Here is a 24518-nt window from a genome sequence, read left to right as displayed (position 1 = left end):
TAAAATAGAGCTTTTATCGGGGCTAAAAATATTTTTAGGCGGATTATACGTCTTTGTCGTTAGGATAAAAATATTTGTAGATTTTATTTGCTAGCGTGGCTTTTTTGTTTTTATCCACGCCGACAATCTGATACATTCTCGCCTTTAAAATTAAAGTGTTTGAAAATTTATCTCTTATCTTTTGAGTGTTGTTTAAAAAGTCGTATCTATCCTTTTCCTCTTTAAACGGCGCAAGATATTCGGTTGCTGCTCTCGTAAAGCTTTCGTATTCTGGATAAGGGTCGCAATTGCGACCAAAAGGGTCGTGGATATACGGCTCGCCTGTTGAATACTCGCTAAAATAAAAAGCGTGATTTAAAAGCTCCAATGCCTCGAGATAATTTTCGTATCTTATGACGATGTCGCTTTTCTTAGCTTTTGCCTCTTTAATATTTTTAAAGAAATCTACGAAAGCGTTTAAAATTGCCTCTTTGGCTTCGTCTGATTGGTAAAAATGAGTTAAAATTTCAAACTCGGGGAATAAATCGGGGTTGTAAGTAGTAGGAAAAAAATCATCATCGTCTTTATTTTTTATCATTTCGTTAAAGGCAATCAGTAAATTAGGATTAGGCTTTGCCTTATCGATGTATTCTAGCTTTTCTCTAATATCGGTTAAAACCTGTTCTATCGCCTCCGTATCTCGTTTTTCTTTATTGTTTTTTGCGCCTTGTGTATCTCTTCTTTCGGATATTTTTACACCCTTGCTTAGTATCTCGCTTGTTGCCATTTCTTGCCCCCCCTAGTTGTCTTTTATTTCGAGAATGTAACTGCTCCACCAATCAAGCAAGATTTTAAGCTCGTCCAAAAAATCGGCTTTTTCGGAATAGCTTAAATCTACTTTATCGCCGTGTAGGTGGTCTAGCGCCTTTTTGATAGCCTCTTTGCTTACTCCGTGCTTTTGCATATTGTTAAACGCCTGCGTCATAAATATGCCCCGCAGGCTATGCAGGGTTACGACGCGCCCCGTCTGCCTATCTCTAAAATCAAAGCCCTTAATCGCGTTTGTGGCAGTGTCTTTGTGGATATGCCCGGTAAAGTGCGAATTAATAAAAATATGCTCGTATGCTCTGCTTAATTTCGCCTGGTCCTCAAGTATCCGCATAACCTCATCGCTAAGCGGCAATTTAAAATCGCCTATCTCGCTGCGCTTGATTTTCTGCTCGGCACGCGGAATTGTTAAAAGCCTCCTATCGAAATCTACGTAATCCCATTTTAGGCGCGACAGCGGCGCGGCTCTTAGCGGTAGGTGTAGGCATAGCTTCATCGCGTTTTTAATCGTCTCAAAATGAGGATAATCATAGATGGCGTTAAAAAATGCCTTTAAGTCCTGGCGCTCGGTTAGCTTGGCGTAATGCTCGACTTTGGTTTTAGGGATTAGGCTTTTGGCGTCGATATTTGCCATAATGTTAAGCTCTGCGTATCCGCTCGATACGGCGAATAAAAAGACGCGGTTTAAAATCTGGTTGATTATCTCGGCAGTCTGCGGCGTGGTTTTTGATGTTTCTTTAAGGATGTCCGCTATCTCGCCGTGAGTAATGCTCTTTATGCCTCTGTCTTTTAATATCGGCATTACGTGATTTTCAATACGCCCGCGCTTGGTCTTTAGCGTTTGGGGCAGTATGCTTTTAGCCTCAAACTCTAGCCACTCGTTAAAGACCTTTTCAAAACTGCGGTTATGCTCGCTTATCCTTTGAGCTTTGGCGCGCTTCTTTTCCGTGATAGGGTCGATACCTCTCATCACTAGCTTTTTAAGCTCGGTTCGCTTCTCTCGCGCTTCGGCTAGCGATAAAACGGGGTAGTTGCCTAGCCCCGTGTTATTCAGCTTGCCCGTATCGGGGCTAATAAAAGCAAATACCCAGCGCTTACGCCCGCTCTTGCTTACTATCAGTCCTAAGCCGTCGCCGTCCGTGAGCTTGTAGTCTTTGGCTTTTGGTTTTGCCTCTTTGATTTGCTTATCGCTAAGCGGTTTTACTATCCTAGCCATTGCGTTCTAACTCCCTTAAATGCGTTATTCGAGACAATTTAAAAATATTTTTTCGGTTTTTAGCTCAAAATCCCGCGCAAAAATATTTTTAAAATCGCCGCCTTTTTGCTCTGCGTATGCCTGAAATAGGGGATTTGATGAGGTTTAAAACATTTTTCGCTTCGAGGGCGTTTTTTTAAGCTTCATAAAACCCTATTTTGGGCGTTTCAAGCGTTTTAAAACATTTTTTGGAGTGCCTTGTAAGCCCGTTAGATAGGGCATTTGGTAAGTTTTAAAAATATTTTTTCGCTCGATTTTCGGAATTTTGCCAAAAATATTTTTAAAATGTTTTTAAATTGCTAGCTTTGCTTGATTATTTTAGACTGCTTTAGAGGGTTAAAATCGCTCGAAGTCCGTATTTTAGGGGTTTTGTTAGATTGTGTTAGATTGTAAAAAATAGGCAATGGTGGTTAGAGGCAGAATCGAACTGCCGACACGCAGATTTTCAGTCTGCTGCTCTACCGACTGAGCTATCCAACCACCGAAAAAGAAAAGTAATTTTAGCCATGCAATACTTAAATCTCGGTTAAAATCCTCGATTTTGCCAGATTTTTGCACGTTGCGCTCGAAAATAGCTAAATTTACTCAGTTAAAATTTTCTAAATTTCAGTAGCGAAAAATATTGCTTATGCAGCAATTTGCAATAATCAAAACGGGCTATCGATCTAAAAAGCAAAGTGATATAAAATTTTACTATTTAGCCGACTTTGCAAATTGTACGCTTGGTCTTGGGCTATGCAAAGTAGATAAATTTGCGCTAGAAGATAGCATTGTTTTAAATTTGCGCGCACAATGGACAACGGGCTACGATTAGCTAAATTTAACACCGAAAATGGCTTTAAATTTTTTGATTTGGCGAGGCATCTTTATATAAACATTGCGCCAAAGCCAATGGTTGTGTGACGCCGCGAGGCATATTCAGCTAGATTTACTTAGATATATCCGTGCAGCAGAAGCGTTGAAATTTTATAATGCGATTGCAAGCTGCGTTAAATAAAATCCCAGCTCGATCCGGCTAACCTCGATAGGCCTATTTATCCAAGCTGCGCGACCTGTTTTTTAAATAGCTCGCCGCGTTCGGCGTAGCTTTTAAATTGATCCAAGCTCGCACATGCAGGACTTAGTAGCGCTATTTCGCTTGCAAAATTTGCAGAATTCTTAAAATCCACAGAATTTTTAGAATTTTGCGAACCCAAAGTTTCGCCGCCGCTTGCGTCTATGCAAGAGCTTGCGCTTCTGGTAGCCGAAATTTCGCCCCGCATCAAATTTCCTGCGGAATTCTCGCCGCCTAAGCGTCCTTTTGAAATTTCATTTTCGCAAGAATTTCCACCGTTCAAATACCGTTTCGAAATTTCACTCACCGCGGTTTGTAAAATTTCGCAGCGCACGCAAGAAAGACTGTATTCATCGCACAAAAGCACGATTTTATCGGTATTTGAGCCGATCGCGTAAATTTGCAGATCGTATTTTTTAAACTCCGCAAAAAGCGGGTGCAGATCCACGCCTTTATCGTCGCCGCCGAGGATCAGATGTATTTTGCGTCCCGCGTATCGTTTCAGCGCCTGCGCGCATGCATCGATGTTGGTAGCCTTCGTGTCATTGACCCAGACCCTGCCGCGCGCGTCGGTAAATTCTTCGAGCTTGTTGCCCTCGATCACGAAGTCATTCAGTCGCATGGCGTCGTATCTGTCGAATAAAATTTTCTCCACGCACAGCGCCAAAAGCGCGTCGATCAAAAAAGGGGTGCGGAATTTTATCTCGCCCAGATCGATGCCGAATTTTTGCGCTAGATCCGCTTCGTCTTCGTAGCAGATCACGCGAGCTAGGCTGTTTTGCGCGGCTGCAGAGCTTTCATAGGTGCGCGGGGCCAGCGCCACGGAGCCTTCGCGCATCGCTAGCAGCGGCGAGAGTTTGGCGCGCTCATACTCCGCAAAATCGCCGTGCCAGCTGAGATGATCGGGCGTGATTGCGAGCAGCACGTAGATGTCGGGGCGCGCCTGCTTGGTGTAGTGCAGCGTAAATGAGCTCGTCTCTAGCACCCAAATTTTGGCGCTTTTATCAAGCTTTGCAAGCGGGACACCCACGTTACCGCCCATTTGCGAGCCGTATCGCTCGAGCAGGTGCTGCATCATCTTCGTCGTCGTGGTCTTGCCGTTCGTGCCGCTGATCCAAATTTTAAGGCCTTTGTAATCGTCGAAATAATCATATTCGCTGATTAAATTCCGCGCCTTTCGCACCAGCTCGTGATGCGGCGGGAAGCCCGGGCTTGGGATTTCAAGCTTGCTTGCGGCGGGGGCGAACTCGCTCGGGTTTAAAAGCGCGTTGCCGAACTCGTCTAGCTTCGGCGCGCCAGAAGAAATTTCAAATTTATCGTCGTAAATGTCCCAGGAGCCGCCTTCTTGGCAGTGCTCGGCGATCGCTCTGGTCGTAAGCCCATAGCCAAATAGCGATTTTTTCATTTTTCTCCCCTTTTGTCCCATAAAATTTGAGTTATCTCATCCGCCCTAAGTTCGCTCATTTCGCCGTATCTTTTACGCGCCGTTTTGAAGTCGGGCTCGATCTGCGCTCGCATTTCATCTCAATTTCAGCGACGTCAGCGCTATGATATTTGCGATCAGCGCGATGATCCAAAAGCGGATGATGATTTTGTTCTCGACCCAGCCTTTAAGCTCGAAATGGTGGTGTATCGGCGCCATCAGGAAAATTCTGCGTTTGAAAATTTTAAAGCTCCCCACCTGTAAGATCACGCTGAGCGTTTCGATGACGAAGACGAAGCCGATCATTATGAGTAAAATTTCGTTTTTCGTGATGACCGCGCAGTATCCTAAAAACGCGCCCACGCTGAGACTGCCGCTATCGCCCATAAAGACTTCTGCGGGGTAGCAGTTAAACCACAAAAACCCAAGCAGCGCGCCGATGAGCGCTGAGACGATGATGCAGACCTCGCCCGCGCCCGCGACGCGCGGTAGCAAGAGATATTGCGAGTAGATCGCGTGCCCGCACAGATAGATGAAAATGCCTAGGCTACATAGCGAAAATACCGAAGGAATAGTCGCTAGCCCGTCTAGCCCGTCGGTTAAATTTACCGCGTTTGAGCTCGCGCTTATCACGATCGTCCAAAACAGCGGCGCGAAGATCCATAAATTTAACAGAGGGTATTTAAAAAACGGCACGAAAAATTCCCCGCCCAGATCGCTGAATGCATAAAGCGTCCCTCCGATCAAAAGCGCTAGGACGTTTTGTAGCGCGAATTTAGCTCGTGCGCTAAGGCCTGCGTGGTTTTGGCGGCCTAAAATTTTAGAGATATCATCCTTAAAGCCTATGTAGCCGAAACCTACCAAGCAAAGCAGCCCGCATAGCACGAAGACGTTGTTTAGCTTGGCGCACAGCAGGCTTGCGAGCACCGCGGCGGTAACGAAAACGAGCCCACCCATCGTCGGGGTTTTGCTCTTTTTCTGATGGTTTTGCGGCGCGAGCTCGTAGATGGGCTGCGCGGCGTGTCTGGCTTGCGCCCAGCGGATAAACCGCGGCATGGCCCAGACCGAAAAACAAAAAGCGATAAAAAATGCGATTCCTGCGCGAGCGGTGATGTATTGGAAGAAATTTATATTCGTAAGATGGTAAAGATAATAAAACAAAGTTTGCCTTTTAAATTTTATGAAATTTTATACGAAAACGCGCATTTTAGTATAAAAGAGGTAAAATTTAGCTTTTAGGGCGGATGAAATTTTGCCGCATTTGCCAAAAAAAAGTATAATGCCGCTCGTAAAAACAGCGCCGCAGATCCGCTTCAAAAGACCTGCGCAGCGAAATTTAGACGAAATTTAGGAGCCAAAATGGGGCAAAAAACGATTTTACTTATCACCGACGGCATCGGCTTTAACGTTAGCGATAAATTTAATGCGTTTGCAAATGCGAAAAAGCCCGCCTATGATTATCTTTTTAAAAATGTGCCCAATACGCTGCTGCGCACCTCGGGGCTTGCCGTGGGCTTGCCGCAGGGGCAGATGGGAAACAGCGAAGTAGGGCACATGACGATCGGAAGCGGTAGAATTCTGTATCAAAACCTAGTCAAAATCGATCGCGCGATCGATGAGGGCTTGCTTGAGAAAAACGAAGCGCTGCAAAGCCTGCTTTCAAAGTGTCGCAGGGTGCACGTCATAGGGCTTTACAGTGACGGCGGCGTGCATTCACATCTGCGCCATTTCGACGCGATCTGCGAGATAGCGCAGAATGCGGGTTGCGAGACATGGGCGCACGCTATTACCGACGGGCGCGATGTTTCGCCGAGCAGCGGAGCGAAATTTTTAAAGCATCTAGAGGCTAAATTTAAAGTCGCGAGCGTGAGTGGGCGCTTTTACGCGATGGATCGCGACAAGCGCTTTGATCGCGTGAAGCGCGCTTACGACGTGCTCATGGGCGAAACGGCTCCGCTTGAAATTTCGCCTAGCGAATACATACTGCAAAGCTACGAGCGCGGCGTGAGCGACGAGTTTATCGAGCCTGCGAGCTTTAACGGCTTTAGCGGTATCGGCGCGGATGACGGAGTGATTTTTGTAAATTTTAGAAACGACCGCGCTAGAGAGCTTTGCGCGGCTTTGGGTGATGAGAGCTTTAGTGAATTCAAGCGGAAGTTCGTCGTACAAAATTTAATCACGATGAGCGAATACGACGCGAGCTTTAAATTTCCTCTGCTATTTGAGAAGCCCGTGCTTAAAAATACGCTTTGCGAAGTGATCGCGGAAGCCGGTCTTACGCAGCTTCACACCGCCGAGACCGAAAAATATGCTCACGTGACGTTTTTCTTTAACGGTGGCGTCGAGGAGCCGCTGCCGAACGAAGCTCGCGTACTGATCCCGAGCCCGAAAGTAAAAACCTACGACGAGCAGCCGCAGATGAGCGCGCCAGCGGTGTGCGACGCGGTGATCCGCGGTATCGAAGCGGGGATCGATTTCATCGTCGTAAATTTCGCAAACGGCGATATGGTCGGCCATACGGGCAACTACAATGCCGCGATAAAGGCGGTCGAAGCGGTGGATGAGTGCATCGGTAAAATTTTAAGCGCGGCGAAGGCGCACGATTACGCCTACGTGCAGATTAGCGATCACGGCAACTGCGAGGCGATGCGAGACGCTGACGGCGAAATTTTAACCAACCACACGACCTTTGACGTATTTTGTTTCGTGCTAGGGCGCGACGTGCGTGAACTAAAAAGCGGACTTGGGCTTAGTAACGTCGCAGCTACCGTGCTAAAGCTAATGGGGCTACCGAAGCCCGCGGAGATGGACGAGGCGCTATTTTGAAATTTCAACGGCGCAGGTCGCGAGTAGATTAAACTGCTAAAATTTAGGTAAATTTGGATAAATTTACGCTAGAGATTAAAATTTTAATAAAAGGACAAATATGAAATTTAGTGGAAAAAACGTTTTAATCACGGGCGCGAGCCGCGGTATCGGCGCGCAGATCGCAAGGACTTTAGCGGGCTATGGACTTAAGGTGTGGATTAATTATCGCTCAAAGCCCGAGATAGCCGACGCGCTGCTAGAGGAGATCCGCGCAAACGGCGGAGAGGGTGCCGTGATAAAATTTGACGCGACGAACGAGGCGGAATTTAGCGAGGCGATTGCCCTGATCGCGCAAAGCGACGGCGAACTAAGCTATCTCGTAAATAACGCGGGCGTCACGAACGACAAGCTCGCGCTTAGGATGAAGCTGGAAGACTTCATGGGCGTGATCGAAGCAAATTTAAGCAGCGCTTTCATCGGCTGCCGCGAAGCTCTAAAGCTAATGAGCAAAAAGCGCTTCGGCGCGGTCGTAAATATCGCCTCGATCGTCGGTGAAATGGGAAACGCCGGGCAGGTCAATTACAGCGCGAGCAAGGGCGGAATGATCGCGATGAGTAAGAGTTTCGCAAAGGAGGGCGCCGCGCGCGGAATCCGCTTCAACTGCATAACTCCAGGCTTCATCGCTACGGATATGACGGACGCGCTAAGCGACGACGTAAAAGCAAGCTACGAAGCGAGCATCCCGCTTAAGCGCCTCGGAAGCACGAGCGACGTCGCCGAAGGAGTTGCGTTTTTGCTTAGCGACGGTGCGGGCTACATTACTGGAGAGACGCTTAAAATCAACGGCGGGCTCTATATGTAGCTTTAAGGTTAAATATTATAGAATTACGCGGTATTTTTTTAAAGGAGTGCTAAAATGGCAGTATTTGAAGATGTAAGAGACGTAGTTGTAGAGCAACTAAGCGTTAGCCCGGATCAGGTTAAACTTGACTCTAAAATTATCGAGGATTTGGGCGCGGACTCTCTTGATGTAGTTGAGCTAGTAATGGCTTTAGAGGAGAAATTCGGTATCGAGATCCCTGATAGCGAGTCCGAAAAATTAGTAAGCATTAAAGACGTAGTAGATTATATAGAAAATTTGCCTAAGAAATAAAATTTTAAGGAAGCAGTTTTGAAACGAGTCGTAGTAACGGGCATCGGGATGATAACCTCTCTCGGGCTTGACAAACAGAGCAGTTTTGAAAATATCTGTAACGGAAAAACCGGGGTTGATAAAATTTCGCTCTTTGACGCTAGCGAATTTCCGGTTCAAATTGCAGCTGAAGTAAAAGGTTTCGATCCAAGCAGCATAATCGAGGATGGAAAAGAGATAAAAAAGATGGATAGATTTGTCCAACTCGGGCTTAAGGCCGCGGGCGAAGCTATAGAGGACGCTAAATTTAGCGGTTTCGATAGCGACGAATTCGGCGTTAGCTCCGCTAGCGGTATCGGCGGTTTACCGAATATCGAGATAAATGCCAATACTTGCTTGCAGCGCGGTCCTAGGCGAATTTCTCCGTTTTTTATCCCTTCCGCGTTAGTAAATATGCTCGGCGGCTTTGTTTCTATATATTATAAATTAAAAGGTCCGAATTTATCCAGCGTTACGGCTTGTGCGGCTTCTGCGCATGCGATTATGGACGCTGCGAGAGTTATCATGATTGGCGAAGCGAAAAAGATGCTCGCAGTGGGAGCCGAGGCTGCGGTTTGTCCCGTAGGTATTGGCGGATTTGCTGCGATGAAGGCGCTTTGTGCTAGAAATGACGATCCTGCGCACGCTTCACGTCCGTTTGATGCGGAGCGAAACGGCTTTGTTATGGGCGAAGGCGCGGCGGCTTTGGTTTTAGAAGAGCTAGAAGACGCAAAAGCGCGCGGCGCTAAAATTTACGGCGAGCTCGTAGGATTCGGCGCTAGCGGCGATGCTTATCATATCACTTCGCCTAGCCTGGACGGCCCGATCCGCGCTATGAAAAAGGCCTACGATATGGCGGGACGCCCGAAGATTGATTATATCAACGCTCACGGAACGTCTACCGCGATAAACGACAAAAATGAAACCGCGGCGTTAAAAGAGCTTTTCGGCGAGGGCAAGGTGCCTGCGGTCAGCTCCACCAAGGGTCAGCTAGGACACTGTCTGGGCGCTGCCGGAGCGGTAGAGGCTGCGATCAGCCTTTTAGCGATGCAAAACGGCATCATACCGCCTACGATAAATCAAATTTCAAAAGATCCCGATTGCGATTTGGACTACGTCCCTAACGTCGCTAGAAAAGCCAAACTCGATTGTGTTATGAGCAATAACTTCGGATTCGGCGGCACAAACGCGTCGCTTATTTTCAAAAGAGTAGATTAATGGCGAGCTATCTGGACTTCGAAAAGTCTATAAAGCAGATCGACGATGACATCACCGCCGCTAAAATTCGCGGCGATGAGGACGCGGTCGAAATTTTAAATAAGAACCTCGAAAAAGAAATTTCCAAAGTTTATAAAAATTTAAACGAATATCAAAGGCTTCAGCTTGCGCGCCACCCAGATCGCCCTTACGCGATCGATTATATTCGCGCGCTTTTGCAAGACGCCAGGGAACTTCACGGCGACCGCGCCTTTAGAGACGATCCTTCGATCGTGTGCTATCTGGGCATTATGGGTAATCGCAAAATCGCCGTGATCGCCGAGCAGAAGGGTCGCGGCACCAAAAACAAGCTGAAGCGAAATTTCGGTATGCCGCATCCGGAGGGCTATCGCAAGGCACTGCGCGTAGCAAAACTTGCTGAGAAATTTAACCTTCCTATTTTGTTTTTGATTGACACTCCGGGCGCATATCCGGGACTTGGTGCCGAGGAACGTGGTCAGAGCGAGGCTATCGCGCGAAATCTATATGAGCTTAGCGATATTAAAACCCCTACGATCGCCGTAGTTATAGGCGAGGGCGGTAGCGGCGGAGCTTTGGCTATCGGCGTGGCCGATCGGCTGGCGATGCTTCAAAACTCAATTTTTTCGGTTATCTCTCCCGAGGGCTGTGCTGCGATTTTGTGGAACGATCCAAGCAAGAGCGAAGCCGCTACGAAGGCGCTAAAAATCACCGCCGAGGAGCTAAAAGAGCTGGGCTTGATCGACGACGTGATCAAAGAACCAAAAACGGGCGCTCACAGAGATAAAGACGGCGCGATAAAAGCGCTTGGAAACTACGTCTTAACCGAGCTGCACAAGCTAGACGATCTTAGCATAGACGAGCTCATCAGCAGAAGGCAACAAAAAATTTTAAGGTTCGGTGCTTATAAAGAAAACTAAATTTTAAATTTCGCAACTTTTTAAAACCAAATTTAATAACTTCACACTCTAAGAGGACAAATGGAAAATACAAGTCAAAATTCCGCTCAGACCGCCGTTTCAAATTCTAATCAAAACGGCAGAAAAACTTACGCTAAAACGCACGTTCCCGTCGAGGGCTACCAGATCGAGGAGCTCCGCTCGATGGATCTTGAAAATCTCATCGCCATAGCAGACGAGCTAGGCGTCGAGAACCCACGCGAATTCCGCCGCCAAGCGCTCGTTTTTGAAATTTTACGCATGCAGACGAAGCAGGGCGGCTTCATACTTTTTACGGGGATTTTGGAGGTTACCGCCGAGGGTTACGGCTTTTTGCGCGGCATAGATTCAAATTTAAGCGACAGCGCCAACGACGCCTACGTGAGTCTAAGTCAGATCCGTAAATTCGCCCTTCGCGTCGGCGACATCGTCACGGGCCAGGTGCGCGAGCCGAAGGATCAGGAGAAGTACTACGCGCTCTTAAAGATCGAGGCGATCAATTACAAATCGATCCAAGAGGCCAGAGAGCGACCGCTATTTGACAATCTCACGCCGCTTTTTCCGACCGAAAAGCTCAAGCTCGAATACGATCCTATGCGCCTTACCGGTCGCGTGCTCGATCTTTTTACCCCGATCGGCAAGGGACAGCGCGGGCTCATCACGGCGCCTCCGCGTAGCGGTAAAACGGAGCTTATGAAAGAGCTTGCCAACGGCATTACGCGCAACCACCCCGAGGTCGAGCTTTTGGTGCTGCTAGTCGACGAGCGCCCCGAAGAGGTTACCGATATGGAGCGCAGCGTGCGCGGCGAAGTGTTTAGCTCGACCTTCGATCAGCCCGCATTCAACCACGTTCGCGTCGCCGAGCTCGTCATCGAAAAGGCAAAACGCGCCGTCGAAAACGGCAAGGACGTCGTCATCCTGCTCGATAGCATCACCCGCCTTGCGCGCGCTTACAACACCGTCACGCCTAGCAGCGGCAAAGTCCTAAGCGGCGGCGTGGACGCAAACGCCCTGCATAAGCCGAAGCGCTTCTTCGGTGCGGCGCGAAATATCGAAAACGGCGGTTCTCTTACCATCGTCGCTACCGCGCTCATCGAGACCGGCTCACGAATGGACGACGTGATTTTCGAGGAGTTTAAAGGCACGGGCAACAGCGAGATCATCCTTGATCGTAACATCTCGGATCGCAGAATTTACCCGGCGATCAATATCACCAAGTCTGGCACGCGCAAAGAGGAGCTTTTGCAAGGTAGCGAAAATCTGCAAAAGATCTGGGCACTGCGCTCGGCTATCTCGACGATGGACGACGTCGAGGCGCTGAAATTTTTATATGCCAAGATGCTAAAAACCAAAGACAACACCGAGTTGCTATCGATAATGAACGGCTAAATTCTTTAATTTAGCCTTATTTTGAAATTTCGCTCCAAATTTAGCGGCATGACTTGCACCGCTTGCCGCAAATATCGCCACGTAGCTTCGTATGCGCTTTCAAAGCGGCGCGTCTTTTTTTCAAACTCCACTATTATAAGTTTAAATTTATCGCGATATTTGCTAAACGTTTTGCGCTCGAAGCACGAGGTGCGGCGCCGTCCGATAAAATTTTACTTCGGTAAAATCTATTCGTAAGATGTCAAGCGTAAAATTTTACGAGGAATTTTATGTTTTGCTACGCACGGAGCTAGGGCGCTTGATATCGTTACTTCAAATTAATATAATACTGCCAACATCATATCATTTCATAAGCTCAAAAAGCTTCATAAATCCTATATATCTGCTTCCGTGGTTGTCTAATCTAGCCTCATAGCAATCAATAATACCGAGGCAGCTTTCTTCAGAATCTATATTTTTTAAAAACACATCAAAATCCCGTTTCGTGCTATTGAATATAAAATTTGGATCGTCACGATACCGCTTGCTCGGCTCATACTCATTGGGGATACGTTTTATCGCTATAAATTTCATACAAAATTGGCTTTCGCCCAGTATTCTATCAATAAACGATGTTTCTTTACGACATTCTTTTATGGTGAAAGTATCTGATAAATAAATATTTGATAAGTAATGTTGATCAAGAATAATCACTCTACCTTTTTCTTTTTTATAGTCTATTTTTCTATTACCTTCAAATGGTCTATACGTGTAATTATCTCCCGCATCGACATTATTGACAGTATGGTGGTAGATAAAATCTGAAAAAGTCCATGGGGTTTTTTCATCCGATACCATTTCGTCTGTAATATCTCTAAAAGGGAGTGAAGAATTTAGATCATGTATTAAATTAAAGTCCTTGTCATTTGAATGATTTTCAAAGATTTCGTTGATTTTAGAAATAGCTTCGTGAAATGTTAAGTTGGTATCTATGGTGTAAAGTTTATTGTATTTGGACTTCCCTTCATAATAATAATTTTCCAATTCGTCCTGTACGAAATTTTGCACCATCTCATCTTTGCTAAGCCATTTTAGATCGCCGAAGCTAAACCCGCTGTAATTAAGCGCGCCGACGATCACACAAACGCCGAGCGCCGCGATTAGGGCTTTGGCTATAAATTTAAGAGCTTTCAAAATTTACTCCTTTAGCAAAACGCTAGTTAAAATACGAGCCTAACGGGCTGCGATGTTAACGTTTAAATTTAGCTCGCCCAAAGAGGGTTAAATTTAAACCCGTGCCGCTTTAAATTTAACCGAATCGCTTTCTACTTCCCGCCGAAAAACAGCAGATTTGCCATTATGATCACGATCGCGACGGGCGCTACGAAGCGCAGCGAAAAGTACCAAATTTTAAATCCAAGCTCGCCCATATCGGCGCCAAAAAGCCCGCGCAGGCGCTGTGCATCCATCACGAAGCCAACAAAGATTGCTGAGGTTAGCGCGCCCAGAGGCAGCATGACGTTTGAACTTACGAAATCCAAGCAGTCAAAAAAGCTCGCGCCGAAAAGCCTAAACCTGCTCGCATAATCCGCGTGCATCGATAGTAGCGAGCATGCGCCTAACACCGCTATGACAAGCCCAGAGATGCAGACTGCGCGCAGCCGCGAAATTTTGAACCTGCCGATGAGATAGAAGACGAAGGGCTCGATCATAGAAACTGCGCTCGTGATCCCTGCGAAAAATAGCGAGACGAAAAACGCGACTTCAAGCACCTGTCCCGCTAGCCCCATTTTTGCAAACATCGTAGTGAGCGAGACGAACACAAGCCCCGCACCTTGCGTGGGATCGGCGCGGAATTCGAAGATGAAGGTAAAGACGATGAGCCCCATCATCAGCCCGATCGCGATGTTGATAAATACGATGTTCACCGAGCTTCGCACGAGCCGCACCCCCTCGCTAAGAGATGCCGCGTATGCCGCGATACAGCCGACGCCCACGCATAGGGTAAAGAGCGCGAGCCCGAGCGCGGAGAGGACGGAGTTAACGGTGATTTTACCGAGGTCGGGGTAGAAAAGAAATTTCGCCGCCGCGCCGAAGCCCTGCATCGTGCACGCATACGCAAGCATCGCAAGCAGCAGCACGAAAAGAAGCGGCATCATCACGACGTTTAGCCGCTCGATACCGCTTTTGATGCCGCGCGCGACGACGGATAGCGTCAGCACGAGCGCAAGCGCGTAAAAGCCGAGGCTAGTGGCTAGCGAATGAGAGATGAGATCGTCAAAGACGGCGCCGGCTTCCTCGGCGGTTGCGGGCAGAGGAGAAAAGCCCAAAAATATGTAGCGGATCACCCAGCCGAGGATGACGAGGTAAAAGGACAGCACCAGCATGCCGCCCGCGATGAAAACTCCTGCTGCGCGCCATTTTCGTCCGCCGCGCGGCGCCAGCGTTTCGTATGCGCTCGGCAGATCCCGCCCGCTTAGCCTGCCTAGCGCCATCTCGGCTAAAAATATGCTAAAGCCCACGCCTAGCGTGAGCGCGAGGTATAAAAGCACGAAGGCGCTGCCGCCGTTTTGGCCCACGAGGGTGGGGAATTTCCATGCGTTGCCAAGCCCCACCGCGCCGCCCGCGACGGCAAGTATGAAGCCGATTTTGCTAAATTTATCGTTCATTTTCGCTCCGATTTTTAAATTTTAAAGCTGCGGAATTTTAAAATTCCACAGCGTGATTAGACGCGGCTGCGCTACGGCGTCTTTGCCGTGGTCTTGCGCGGGGTGCCGCGCGGGTTAGCGCGGTCTCGCCGAAGCTGATTACGGTCGCCGCATGCTCCTATCTAGACATAAAATTTCAAGCGCGATTTTTTGACAGCCGCCATAGCCGCTCGCGGATCGGCCGCAAGTTCGCTATGAAATTTTGTCCGTCGCTTTTAGACTGCCCCAGTGCCAAATTTTAACTTCCATGTTATCCATTCGCTTTGCAAAATTTAAAAATTTAAAATTTTTAGCTGATTGAGCGCGATCACTACGATCGCGACTGGCGCCACGAAGCGCAGCAGCACGAAATACCACAGCTTAAAGCCCATTCGTCCCATATATGGGCGCAGTAGAATTTCGACGGCTCGTTTTTTGATCACGAACCCTACGAAAATCGCCACAATTATGCCGCTAAGAGGCATTAAGATATTTGAGGTCAGGTAATCAAGCATGTCAAAAAAGTTCTTGCCACCTAGGCTAAAGTATTCGCTCGTGCCACCGTAATAACCCAAAATGCAGCATATCCCTAAAACATACGTCACGGCAAAAACTAAAAGTGAAGCGCGCTTGCGGCTTAGCTTGCGGGAGTTTACGAGATAATAAATCGCAGGCTCCAGCATCGAAATTGCAGAAGTAATCGCCGCGAATAACAGCGAGGTGAAAAATAAAAAGGCTAGGATGTTTCCGATCGCACCGAGCTTTGAAAAAAGTACCACCAGCGAGACAAACACTAGCCCTGGGCCTTGCGCTTTGGGATCGCCGCCGAATTCAAAGATGAAAGTAAAGACGATAAGCCCCATCATCACGCCGATTAGGACATTAATGCAGACGATATTTATGCTTGAGGTTAGGATATTAGTGCGTGCAGGTAGGCTCGCGGCATAGGTCATAATCGTAGTAACGCCCAGCGAGAGCGTAAAAAACGCAAGTCCTAGCGCCGAAAGAACGCTATCTTTATTAAGCTTGGAAAAATCTGGCACTAGTAAGAATTTTGCGCTACGTCCGAATCCATCGAAACTCGCGGCGTAAATTAGCATCAAAACTAGCAAAATAAATAGCGCAGGCATCATCCAGACATTAAGTCGCTCGATGCCGCTTTTGACACCTTTAGATACGATGAAAAAGCAAAACGCCGACGCTATGGTAAAGCACACCGCCACGCTTAAAAAATCGCCACCTAAAAGCGCTTTAAACGCTGCGCCGCTTTCATCTATACTTTTTGGCAGATACAAAGCGCTTGAGACCACGTATTTTAGGATCCAGCCCATTACGACGCTGTAAAAAGCATAGATCAAAAGCGCACTAATCATAAAAAATCCCGCGTATTTCCATGCGCCTTTGTATGAGGGCGCGAGCTTTTCAAATGCGCGCACCGGATCACTTTCGCTTAGCCTGCCGATGACGATCTCGGCTAAAAAGATCACGAAGCTAACCAAAAGCGTCAGCAAAAGATATAGCAAGATAAAGGCGCTGCCGCCGTTGGTGCCTACTAAAGTGGGGAATTTCCACGCATTACCGAGCCCTACGGCGCTGCCTGCGACTGCGAGGATGAAGCCGATTTTGCTAAATTTATCATTCATATTATGCCTTGTAGCGGAATTTAAAAAGGCAATATTAGCAAAATATAGCTTAACTCGCCAAGCTAGCCGGGTGGAATTTAGGCAAACCCGCTATAATGCCGCGAATTTTAAAGGAGATAAAATGAAATCGATAAAAGAAGTGATGCTCTCTCGCCACAGCTGCCGTAAATTTTGCAGCGACAAGCTAAATAATGAGCTCGTGCGCGAGATACTTGATCTTGCGCGCTTAAGTCCCAGCTCATGCGGATTGGAGCCGTGGAGGATGATGATAATCTCGGATTCTTGTGAGCTAAAAGAGCTTTCTGTAGCCTGCAACAGCCAGCCACAAGTAGCCGAGTGCTCGCACGCCGTGATTTTAATCGCGCGTAACGATCTGCGCGTGGGCAAAGCGTATTTAGAGCGCACCGTCCGCCGCCGCGCAAATACTCCGCAAAAATATGAAGCTGCGATGAATTATTTCCGCGCAAAATTTGCGGACTTAGACGACGAAGCGCTGATGAACTACGCGACCAAGCAGCTTTATATCTTAGCGGCAAATATCGCTAATATCGCCGAGGGCTTTGACGTGCGCTCGTGTATAATGACCGGCTTTGACGCCGCGGCTTTGGAAAAATTCTGCGCTTTAGAGGCGAAATTTCGTCCTGCAATCGTCGTGGCTTTGGGGCGCGGTGAGCCTAGCAAATACCCGCACACGCGCTACGAGCTGGATGAAATTTTAATCTCTCGCGGCGGCAGCGAAAAAAGATAAAATGGGTCGCTTCTGCTCGCAAAGCTAGGCGCAAGCTTCGTTTATTAAAAGCGTCGTTTTGCGAAATTTTATCGGTTTAAAAGTGCGATAGCGTTAAAATGCGCTTAAAATTTCAAAGGATAAACATGCAAGTCAAACTTCTAAATTTCACTCCGCTTTGGGTCTGTTCAAACGCGATACGCACCTGCTGGCAGAGCTTTGAGCGCGGCGATTGCGGCGGCGCCAAAGACCTAGCGCTCATTGACCGCGTCGGCAACCAGCTCAAGCACTCAAGCACGCTCGAGCACCTCTACTACAACTTCTACATCAGCGGTATTTCGCGCGCGCTGCTTCAGGAGCTGGCGCGCCACCGCCTAGCAAGCCTTAGCGTAAAATCCACGCGCTACACTCTCAAAGAATTGCGCGGCGAGGGTAGTTTCGCGCAAGGGGATTTCGAAAACGCCGCGCGATACATCGTGCTTACCGGCAACGAAGCGGTCGATAACGCAAGTATCGCGGCTCTTGAAAATCTGCGCGTAATCTTACAAACCCCTATTAGCCTTGATATCGCCAAATACTGCCTGCCAGAGTGCTACAAGAGCGAACTTAGCTGGAGCATAAACGCACGTAGCTTGCAAAACTTCCTCGCTCTGCGCTCTAGCAAGGCAGCACTTTGGGAGATCCGCGAACTTGCAGATAAAATTTACGATGCGCTGCCGCAGGAGCATAAATTTATATTCCAAAGCTACATGGCGAGCGGGGAGAAGACGCCTGGCGAGTAGTAGTGCGCGGGATAAAATTTTAATATAAGGGGCTTGCGATGATAAAACTTACGCAGATGAGAGCGGCTTTTGAAAAGGAGGAACCGGACGCGCTTTATCTTAGCTACTTGGGATGGGTAAAAACCCTGATCCCATTTTGGAGGCAGGCTGCTGCGAGGATCGCGGAGCTAAGCGGCACGGCGGATGAAAAAAGAGACAAGCATCTGCGAGCTATCGACAATTCTTTGCAGCTGATGCAGGCTTGGCGATTTAAAAAGATAAAATACGTGCAAGCAAGAAGAAAAGAGATCGATAGCGCCATAAGTTTTATTCGAAACGGCGCCTTAACGCAGCAGGCATGCAAATATGCCTTTGCACCCGTTTGCAGAAATTTATCGGGCATCTTGCGCAGCTTTTTATATGTTTCGACTTTTGGCTATTCGGACGAGCAGCTTCCGACCGTATTTGCTCAAGATATTTACGGCATTGCGCTGTGTCATACCCTCTTCCCCTTCGATACGGGCGATTTTGTGTATTATCTGCCGCGCGAAAAATCCATCCATACCGACGACCCCGCCGATTTGGATAACTGGCATTTGATGATGGAGATAGCGGGCGGCAATTTAGGGATTTCTGCGTTGATTGAGTGGCTAAACGAACGCGCGTATGAAATTTGGATGAATTACAAAACGCCGTTTGAATGGAAATACGACGAGGGGATTTGGAATTTGGAATTACAAAATGTTTCAAAAAGGCTGCATTATGCGGGCTTGCGGGCTTTTATGGGTCTGGGTAAGGTCGAATAAAAAGCGCGCAAAATTTTAACCGCTTCTAAAATTTCATTCGTAGGCGGTAAAATTTCTGCTGTCCGACAGGATGAAATTTTAAAATTTTAGCCGAGTGGGCATTCGGCGCTAAATTTAAACGGGCGTTTTAAACAGACGCTCGTTGCGGCTGCAGCGCTGAAAATTTTAACGGCGCCGCGCCGAAAGCTCATAGGCGAGCGATAAATTTAAAGGACGGATTATGAAAAATCTAGCGCTTGTGATGTTTAGCGGACAGACGCACCTCGATTTTGTGGGATTTTACGATTGTATGCTAAGGCTCAAAGCCGTCCGGCCACAGCTTGAGATGAGGTTTTGCTCGCGCGAGCGGCAGGTTTCGGACAGCGACGGCCTTACGATCGATACAGGCGAGATCACGACGGATCTAGGCGGCTTTGATGCGGTTTTTGTGCCCGGCGGTATGGCGACGCGCCGCCTAAGGGACGATGCGGGCTTCATCTCGTGGCTCGCGACCGCGCGCGATGCGAAGTATAAGTTTAGCGTTTGCACCGGTTCGCTGCTTCTGGGCGCGGCGGGGTTTTTACGAGGTAGGCGCGCGACTACGCATCCGTTTTGCTACGATCTGCTGGCGCCTTACTGCGCGGACGTGGTGCACGAGCGGCTCGTGCGCGAAAGCCTGCCCGTAGGAGGCGAGATCATCACTGCTGGCGGCGTGAGCAGCTCTATCGATCTTGGTCTTTGCGTGATCGAGAAATTTGCAGGCGTCTCTGCGCGAGAGGCTGCCGCTGCGGCGATGGATTATCCTTATTACGGCCTTAGAGGCAAGCTCGTGCGATGAAATTTTAAAGCCGCTAAGATCGGCGGCGCAAGTTTTTATAAATACCGCAGTAAATTTTAAAATAGAGAGGAGGTAAATCTTAATGCAAGCAGTAAAGATATTAAAAACATTGTGGAAAGTCATCAAGATTACGGCACTTGTAGTCATTTTACCGCTTTTCTTATTGATAACGTGTATATGTTTATATGCTCAAATTTCGCCGTTATTTAAATTCCCGTACGTAAAAGATCGAGATTTGGCTAAATTTGAAGCCTTAACAAATACGAAGGGAGAAACTTTGCTCATTTATCGCAAAAAAGCCATTCCTTATCATTGTAGGGACAAATTGCAAACTTGCATCTGTTACGCGCATTTTATAAAGGCGGATAAGCCTTTTACTTTGACGCAACAAAAAATGTTGCAAGAGGGCTACGAGTTTGTTTCCAAGTCCGATTGCATAGCTGAAACTACAAATTTGCACGAATTTAAACTATCGTGGGCGATGCCGTCTTATCATTATGCTGGCAGTCGGGAGTATTTGATATATGGTTCGATCAAAAATTTAAATATAACGGCAATAGTGAACGATAAAAGGCGAATATGGTACAAAAAAGAGCACGAATGGGGACAGCCGATAGATTATGATCACGAGGTTATTTTTTATCCAGAATTTAATATAGTTCAAATAAATACTTTAGGATATTATAGTGTGCGCTAAATTTACTTATGGCCGATTGATATCGTCGTTGAAAAATAAATTTAAAAGCTTTGAGATAAAATTTAAAAATTTAGACTTTGGTCTTGCGGACATTTATCAAAGTAGATAAAATAACGATATAGTGGGTTTTTCATAAAATAGGAGATCACAAAGACAGAATGAAACCGGCTCAAATTTTATCGCTGCTTTCGCATGTATCTTTCGGGTCGCTTATAGGTTAAAATTCAGAGATAATAACCCGTGGGAGTTCGCAATCGCGCTTTTTGCCTACGCGATTTTGTTTGCTTTTTGCCGCGAGAGCCTGCTTAACGACAATAAAAAGACGATCGCCATGCTGTTTTTTATGGCGCTTTTGATCGTGATCGTGTAGCGGCGCCCATAAATCGGCGAGAGCGGTTAGCGGCGAGAGAGCGCGGGGCGATCTCCCTTTGATTGCAGCGGCGCGTGCGAGCGATACTATTTTTAAAATTTATTGTAAAATTATGGCGTTAATTCATTAAAGATCAAAGGGCTAGCATGCAGATAAATTTAGATGACGTGAGGATTGAGAGCGGCTGGAAAGAGGCGCTTAGGGAGGAATTTTTAAGCGAGTATTTTGCGAAGATCAAAGAAAATCTGCTTGCCGCAAAGGCGCGCGAGATCGTCTATCCGCCGGGAAATTTGATCTTCAATGCCTTCAATCTCACCCCGTTTGAGCGGGTGCGCGCGGTGATTTTGGGACAGGATCCCTACCACGGCGCGCATCAGGCGATGGGGCTTAGCTTTTCGGTGCCGCGCGGCGTGCGAATTCCGCCTAGTCTCGTAAATATCTACAAAGAGATTAAGAGCGATCTAGGTATCAGCGAGCCTGCTAGCGGCGATCTGAGCTACTGGGCGAAGCAGGGAGTGCTGCTACTTAATGCGAGCCTTAGCGTGGGTGCGAACCGCGCGAACTCGCACAGCGGCTTTGGCTGGCAAATTTTTACCGACGCCGTGATTAAAATTTTAAGCGCTAGGCGGCAAAATTTAGTCTTTATGCTGTGGGGAAATTTTGCCAAAGCAAAATCTGCGCTAATCGATGCGCAGAAGCATTTCATTTTAACCGCCGCGCATCCTAGCCCGCTTGCAGGAGGGGCGTTTTTCGGCTGCAGGCATTTTAGCAGATGCAACGAATATCTGCGCGCGCACGGTCTAGGAGAGATCGATTGGGATCTAAATCACGGCGCAAATTAAATGTATTTTAAATGAAATTTGCGTAAAATGCGCCGCAAAATTTCAAAGGTAAAGAAATTTTAAAAAATGTCGAAAGGAGAAGTGAGCGAATAATATACGACCGGCTTAAGACGGCTTGCCGAAGTGACGCGAATGCGTGGCTAGGCTAATCATTGTAATTAAAGGAACGATATGAAAAAGATAATTTTGGGAATTTTCTTGCTATTTACAAGTAGTGTAGTGGCAAATACCCTATCAGAGATCAGGCAATCGGGCAGTGTGCGCGTAGGCGTATTTGAGGCGCAACCGCCTTTTAGTAAATTCGAAGACGGCAAATTTCAAGGATTTGAGGTTACTCTAGCCGAGGCGCTATCAAAAGATATATTCGGCGGCAAGGCGGGCAAGGTGGAATTCGTGCCTGTAAAGGCTAGTGAGCGTTTAAAAGTGTTGGAAGAAAATAAAGTAGATATGGTGCTTGCGACCTTTACGATCACAAATGAGCGTAAGCAGGTGGTCGATTTTACGACGCCGTATTTTGCAGTAAATATCGGCGTGCTAACCCGCGCTGGTGATAGGATCAAGACCGTATCGGATCTGCACGGCAAGCCGATCATCGCAGAAACCGGAACTACGGGCGAAGCGTATTTTAGAAAAGAGGGCTTTGAAATTGTAAATTGCGCCACTGCAAATGAATGCTATAAAATGCTAAAGGACGGTAAGGGCATCGGATATGCGACAGACAATCTGATAGTTTTAGCTTATGCTGTAATCGACAGCGACACCGAGGTAAATATCAAGAATTTAGGCGTTTCGGATTTCTTAGGCATCGCGGTTTCTAAGGGCAATAAGGATCTGCTTGAGTTCTTAAATGGCGAGCTAGTCAAGCTAAGCAAGAATGGCTTTATGAAAAAGACCTATGACGAGACGATCGAGCCGTATTACAAGGGCACTGCGGAGAAAAAATATTTCTTGCTGGACGACCTTTATAGCTTATTTTAGGCGGGCATAGCGGTACGGCTCGCCTGCATTTGCTTGCAGTAAGCATAGCTGTGCGCTATACGCCAGGTAAAATTTTAAAAGGCTCGCATAGCCTTGCTATTTTGTCCGACTTTGCGAGCTTGGTTTAGATTGTAAATTTTACTAACGCGCCGTTGCAGAATTTATAAAATTCCATAGAATTTCGCAGCGGCGTGCTATTTTTGCGGCACTAATAGACGCACAGAATTTTATAGCGAAGCGCTAAAATTTAATGAGAGCGGGCGCAGAGCTTAGCGCAAGGCAGCAAAATTTAAAAAGCCTCTATCATTATGCTTAGAAATTTTAGTTGCGAAATTTTATCGCTAAGCTCGCAATTTAGGGAATAATTTCAGTTCTGGCAAAATGAAATTTTAAGAAAATTTACATTACAATTACGAAAAATTTAAAATTCAAGGAGGAAATTATGAAAAAGTCATTTTTTCTTATTCTATTGTCGGCGATCTTTGTTTTTGCGAATTCCTTGAGCGAAATAAAGCAAAGCAAGGTTATCAGAGTGGGCGTTTATGAAAATGAGCCGCCTTTTAGTAAGTCTAGCGAGAAAGGCTTTGAGGGATTTGAGGTCGAGCTTGCCAATGCGCTAGCCGGTAAAATTTTCGGCAACAGCGGCGGTCGTATCGAGCTTATCCCGGTAACGAACGAAGTGCGCTTTCCGATGCTTCAAAACAATCAGGCAGATATGATAATCGCGGCTGCAAGTATCACTGAAGAGCGTAAAGGCAGCGTGGATTTTTCGATGCCGTATTTTACGGTGAATTTGGGAATTTTAACGAAAAAAGACTCAAATATTCACAAAATAGGCGATCTGATGGGCAAAAAGATCGGCGTCATCCGCAAGACCACCGGCGAGGCGTATATCAAAAAGGACGGCGGTTATAATGTTTCTTATTGCAACGATTCGGTCGATTGCTATAGGAGATTAAAAAGTGGCGAGATCGACGGGTATTGCAACAACAACCTTTTTGTAATGGTCTATCCGATCGTAGATCCTGCGGTCGAGGTCAATATAAAAAATTTAGGCGATAATGTATTCTTGGGCGTCGCGGTGCAAAAGGGTAACGCAGAGCTGCTAGAAGCGATCAATAAAGGCTTGATTGCGCTTAGCAAAGAGGGCTTTTTCAAAAAGGCTTACGAGGATACTTTCGAATCCTTCTATAAAGGTACCGTCGATAAAAAATATTTCCTACTCGACGATCTTTATAGCTTTTTTTAATAAAAAAAGGAATTTGAAATGAAAAAATCACTGTTTTTAATTCTTTTATCTTGCATCTTCGCGCTTGCGAATTCTTTAAGCCAAATAAAGCAGAGTAAAGTCATTCGTATCGCCGTTTATGAAAACGAACCTCCGTTTAGTAGGGTCACGGATAACGGCTTTGAGGGCTTTGACGTAGAGCTTGCTAATGCAATCGGAGGCAAAATTTTAGGCGATACCGGCGGCAGGATCGAGCTCATACCGGTATCAGCGCAAGCGCGCTTTCCGTCCATTCAAAATAATCAGGCGGATATGCTTATCGCAGCTGCAAGCGTTACTGAGGAGAGAAAGAAAAATTATGAGTTTTCGATGCCATATCTTTCGGTAAATTCCGGAGTTTTAACCAAAAAAAGCGACAATATCCAAAAAATGAGCGATCTGCGAGGTAAGAAAGTAGGCGTCATTCGAGGCTCGACGGGCGAAGCGTTTATGCAAAAGGATGGCGGCTACAATCTAGTGTATTGCAAAAATTCCTCCGATTGCTACAAGCGGCTAAAAAGCGGCGAGATCGACGGCGCATGCGACGATAATCTATTTGTGATGGTCTATCCGGTCGCAGATCCTAGCGTCGAGGTTAATATCAAAAGTCTCGGCGAGAACGTATTTTTAGGCATCGCGATGCAAAAGGGCAACGCAGATCTCGCAGAGGCTGTCAATCAAGCGCTCATCTCGCTTAGCAAAGAGGGCTTTTTCAAAAAGGCGTATAACGATACTTTCGAGCCTTTCTACAAAGGCACCGTCGATAAAAAATACTTCCTTTTAGACGACATATACAGCTTCTTTTAGAATTTTAAATTTGATGTGGGTTAGGATTTGAAGCTTCGCGGCTTTAAATTCTAGCC

The 24518-nt window shown here is 46.9% G+C and carries 22 protein-coding genes and 1 tRNA gene; 15 read left to right on the top strand and 8 right to left on the bottom strand.

Annotation, left to right across the window (positions count from 1 at the left end; translation table 11 throughout):
- Positions 1-43 precede the first annotated feature (43 nt).
- From Q0274_RS00605 to mraY, 5 genes are all read right to left on the bottom strand, one after another.
- Entirely contained in the window at positions 44-766 is a 723-nt protein-coding gene (locus tag Q0274_RS00605) for a hypothetical protein (RefSeq protein WP_298026628.1), read from the bottom strand.
- Between the two features lie 12 nt (positions 767-778).
- Positions 779-2023: an integrase arm-type DNA-binding domain-containing protein gene (locus tag Q0274_RS00600; RefSeq protein ID WP_298026625.1), complete on the bottom strand. Its 1245-nt coding sequence runs from the start codon at positions 2021-2023 to the stop codon at positions 779-781.
- 443 nt (positions 2024-2466) lie between these two features.
- Positions 2467-2542, bottom strand: a tRNA-Phe gene (locus tag Q0274_RS00595).
- Between the two features lie 554 nt (positions 2543-3096).
- Positions 3097-4521, bottom strand: coding sequence for a UDP-N-acetylmuramoyl-L-alanine--D-glutamate ligase (murD, locus tag Q0274_RS00590; protein WP_298026622.1), 1425 nt, complete (start codon positions 4519-4521; stop codon positions 3097-3099).
- Positions 4522-4635: 114 nt separating this feature from the next.
- Positions 4636-5700 (bottom strand): phospho-N-acetylmuramoyl-pentapeptide-transferase, encoded by a 1065-nt coding sequence (gene mraY / locus Q0274_RS00585; protein WP_298026619.1) that lies wholly within the window; start codon positions 5698-5700, stop codon positions 4636-4638.
- Positions 5701-5898: 198 nt separating this feature from the next.
- Between mraY and gpmI the strand changes: the two genes are divergently transcribed.
- The 6 genes from gpmI to rho all read left to right on the top strand — a co-directional run bounded on the left by gpmI (position 5899) and on the right by rho (position 12081).
- A complete protein-coding gene (gene gpmI, locus Q0274_RS00580) occupies positions 5899-7365 on the top strand; it encodes a 2,3-bisphosphoglycerate-independent phosphoglycerate mutase (protein ID WP_298026617.1) in 1467 nt (488 codons plus the stop codon).
- Between the two features lie 100 nt (positions 7366-7465).
- Complete coding sequence (gene fabG / locus Q0274_RS00575) at positions 7466-8209, top strand: 3-oxoacyl-ACP reductase FabG (protein ID WP_297879893.1); 744 nt, start codon at positions 7466-7468, stop codon at positions 8207-8209.
- Between the two features lie 54 nt (positions 8210-8263).
- On the top strand, positions 8264-8500 hold the full coding sequence (gene acpP, locus Q0274_RS00570) for an acyl carrier protein (protein ID WP_005873350.1): 237 nt from the start codon (positions 8264-8266) through the stop codon (positions 8498-8500).
- Positions 8501-8518: 18 nt separating this feature from the next.
- Positions 8519-9736, top strand: a complete 1218-nt coding sequence (locus tag Q0274_RS00565) for a beta-ketoacyl-ACP synthase II (protein WP_298026615.1) — start codon at positions 8519-8521, stop codon at positions 9734-9736.
- Complete coding sequence (accA, locus tag Q0274_RS00560) at positions 9736-10674, top strand: acetyl-CoA carboxylase carboxyl transferase subunit alpha (RefSeq protein ID WP_298026612.1); 939 nt, start codon at positions 9736-9738, stop codon at positions 10672-10674. The genes Q0274_RS00565 and accA overlap by 1 nt, the downstream gene beginning before the upstream one ends.
- Before the next feature lie 60 nt (positions 10675-10734).
- A complete protein-coding gene (gene rho / locus Q0274_RS00555; RefSeq protein WP_298026609.1) occupies positions 10735-12081 on the top strand; it encodes a transcription termination factor Rho in 1347 nt (448 codons plus the stop codon).
- 342 nt (positions 12082-12423) lie between these two features.
- On the opposite strand, the gene Q0274_RS00550 is transcribed toward rho, so the two are convergent.
- From Q0274_RS00550 to Q0274_RS00540, 3 genes are all read right to left on the bottom strand, one after another.
- Positions 12424-13254 (bottom strand): hypothetical protein, encoded by an 831-nt coding sequence (locus Q0274_RS00550; RefSeq protein ID WP_298026606.1) that lies wholly within the window; start codon positions 13252-13254, stop codon positions 12424-12426.
- Between the two features lie 131 nt (positions 13255-13385).
- Entirely contained in the window at positions 13386-14729 is a 1344-nt protein-coding gene (locus Q0274_RS00545) for a sodium-dependent transporter (RefSeq protein ID WP_298026604.1), read from the bottom strand.
- A 311-nt stretch (positions 14730-15040) separates the two neighbouring features.
- Complete coding sequence (locus Q0274_RS00540) at positions 15041-16390, bottom strand: sodium-dependent transporter (RefSeq protein WP_298026602.1); 1350 nt, start codon at positions 16388-16390, stop codon at positions 15041-15043.
- 121 nt (positions 16391-16511) lie between these two features.
- On the opposite strand from Q0274_RS00540, the gene Q0274_RS00535 reads away from it, so the two are divergent.
- The 9 genes from Q0274_RS00535 (at position 16512) to Q0274_RS00495 (ending at position 24462) form a co-directional block, all read left to right on the top strand.
- Positions 16512-17138, top strand: a complete 627-nt coding sequence (locus tag Q0274_RS00535) for a nitroreductase family protein (protein WP_298026601.1) — start codon at positions 16512-16514, stop codon at positions 17136-17138.
- Positions 17139-17263: 125 nt separating this feature from the next.
- Complete coding sequence (thyX, locus tag Q0274_RS00530; protein ID WP_298026598.1) at positions 17264-17899, top strand: FAD-dependent thymidylate synthase; 636 nt, start codon at positions 17264-17266, stop codon at positions 17897-17899.
- 38 nt (positions 17900-17937) lie between these two features.
- Positions 17938-18684 carry a hypothetical protein gene (locus Q0274_RS00525; RefSeq protein ID WP_298026595.1) on the top strand — a complete coding sequence of 249 codons (747 nt, stop codon included), beginning with the start codon at positions 17938-17940 and terminating at the stop codon, positions 18682-18684.
- 220 nt (positions 18685-18904) lie between these two features.
- Positions 18905-19501, top strand: coding sequence for a DJ-1/PfpI family protein (locus Q0274_RS00520; RefSeq protein ID WP_298026594.1), 597 nt, complete (start codon positions 18905-18907; stop codon positions 19499-19501).
- Positions 19502-19880: 379 nt separating this feature from the next.
- On the top strand, positions 19881-20198 hold the full coding sequence (locus Q0274_RS00515; RefSeq protein ID WP_298026592.1) for a hypothetical protein: 318 nt from the start codon (positions 19881-19883) through the stop codon (positions 20196-20198).
- A 516-nt stretch (positions 20199-20714) separates the two neighbouring features.
- Complete coding sequence (gene ung, locus Q0274_RS00510) at positions 20715-21410, top strand: uracil-DNA glycosylase (protein ID WP_298026590.1); 696 nt, start codon at positions 20715-20717, stop codon at positions 21408-21410.
- 171 nt (positions 21411-21581) lie between these two features.
- Positions 21582-22388 carry a transporter substrate-binding domain-containing protein gene (locus Q0274_RS00505; RefSeq protein ID WP_298026588.1) on the top strand — a complete coding sequence of 269 codons (807 nt, stop codon included), beginning with the start codon at positions 21582-21584 and terminating at the stop codon, positions 22386-22388.
- A gap of 442 nt (positions 22389-22830) precedes the next feature.
- Positions 22831-23637: a transporter substrate-binding domain-containing protein gene (locus tag Q0274_RS00500; protein ID WP_291938062.1), complete on the top strand. Its 807-nt coding sequence runs from the start codon at positions 22831-22833 to the stop codon at positions 23635-23637.
- A gap of 18 nt (positions 23638-23655) precedes the next feature.
- A complete protein-coding gene (locus tag Q0274_RS00495; RefSeq protein WP_295151330.1) occupies positions 23656-24462 on the top strand; it encodes a transporter substrate-binding domain-containing protein in 807 nt (268 codons plus the stop codon).
- Positions 24463-24518: the final 56 nt, after the last annotated feature.

It is taken from the genome of uncultured Campylobacter sp., assembly GCF_937973075.1.
GTDB lineage: Bacteria > Campylobacterota > Campylobacteria > Campylobacterales > Campylobacteraceae > Campylobacter_B.
The sequence above is the reverse complement of the archived record's forward strand: the minus strand, read 5'-3'. Positions and strand labels throughout refer to the sequence as shown.

Excerpts from the sequence above, each read along its gene's own strand:
- Q0274_RS00600 (WP_298026625.1), bottom strand. The coding sequence starts at position 2,023 with ATGGCTAGGATAGTAAAACCGCTTAGCGATAAGCAAATCAAAGAGGCA.
- gpmI (WP_298026617.1), top strand. The coding sequence starts at position 5,899 with ATGGGGCAAAAAACGATTTTACTTATCACCGACGGCATCGGCTTTAAC.
- Q0274_RS00605 (WP_298026628.1), bottom strand. The coding sequence starts at position 766 with ATGGCAACAAGCGAGATACTAAGCAAGGGTGTAAAAATATCCGAAAGA.
- Q0274_RS00535 (WP_298026601.1), top strand. The coding sequence starts at position 16,512 with ATGAAATCGATAAAAGAAGTGATGCTCTCTCGCCACAGCTGCCGTAAA.
- rho (WP_298026609.1), top strand. The coding sequence starts at position 10,735 with ATGGAAAATACAAGTCAAAATTCCGCTCAGACCGCCGTTTCAAATTCT.
- Q0274_RS00525 (WP_298026595.1), top strand. The coding sequence starts at position 17,938 with ATGATAAAACTTACGCAGATGAGAGCGGCTTTTGAAAAGGAGGAACCG.
- accA (WP_298026612.1), top strand. The coding sequence starts at position 9,736 with ATGGCGAGCTATCTGGACTTCGAAAAGTCTATAAAGCAGATCGACGAT.
- murD (WP_298026622.1), bottom strand. The coding sequence starts at position 4,521 with ATGAAAAAATCGCTATTTGGCTATGGGCTTACGACCAGAGCGATCGCC.
- acpP (WP_005873350.1), top strand. The coding sequence starts at position 8,264 with ATGGCAGTATTTGAAGATGTAAGAGACGTAGTTGTAGAGCAACTAAGC.
- Q0274_RS00505 (WP_298026588.1), top strand. The coding sequence starts at position 21,582 with ATGAAAAAGATAATTTTGGGAATTTTCTTGCTATTTACAAGTAGTGTA.
- Q0274_RS00495 (WP_295151330.1), top strand. The coding sequence starts at position 23,656 with ATGAAAAAATCACTGTTTTTAATTCTTTTATCTTGCATCTTCGCGCTT.
- Q0274_RS00520 (WP_298026594.1), top strand. The coding sequence starts at position 18,905 with ATGAAAAATCTAGCGCTTGTGATGTTTAGCGGACAGACGCACCTCGAT.
- Q0274_RS00545 (WP_298026604.1), bottom strand. The coding sequence starts at position 14,729 with ATGAACGATAAATTTAGCAAAATCGGCTTCATACTTGCCGTCGCGGGC.
- ung (WP_298026590.1), top strand. The coding sequence starts at position 20,715 with ATGCAGATAAATTTAGATGACGTGAGGATTGAGAGCGGCTGGAAAGAG.
- Q0274_RS00540 (WP_298026602.1), bottom strand. The coding sequence starts at position 16,390 with ATGAATGATAAATTTAGCAAAATCGGCTTCATCCTCGCAGTCGCAGGC.
- thyX (WP_298026598.1), top strand. The coding sequence starts at position 17,264 with ATGCAAGTCAAACTTCTAAATTTCACTCCGCTTTGGGTCTGTTCAAAC.
- Q0274_RS00500 (WP_291938062.1), top strand. The coding sequence starts at position 22,831 with ATGAAAAAGTCATTTTTTCTTATTCTATTGTCGGCGATCTTTGTTTTT.
- fabG (WP_297879893.1), top strand. The coding sequence starts at position 7,466 with ATGAAATTTAGTGGAAAAAACGTTTTAATCACGGGCGCGAGCCGCGGT.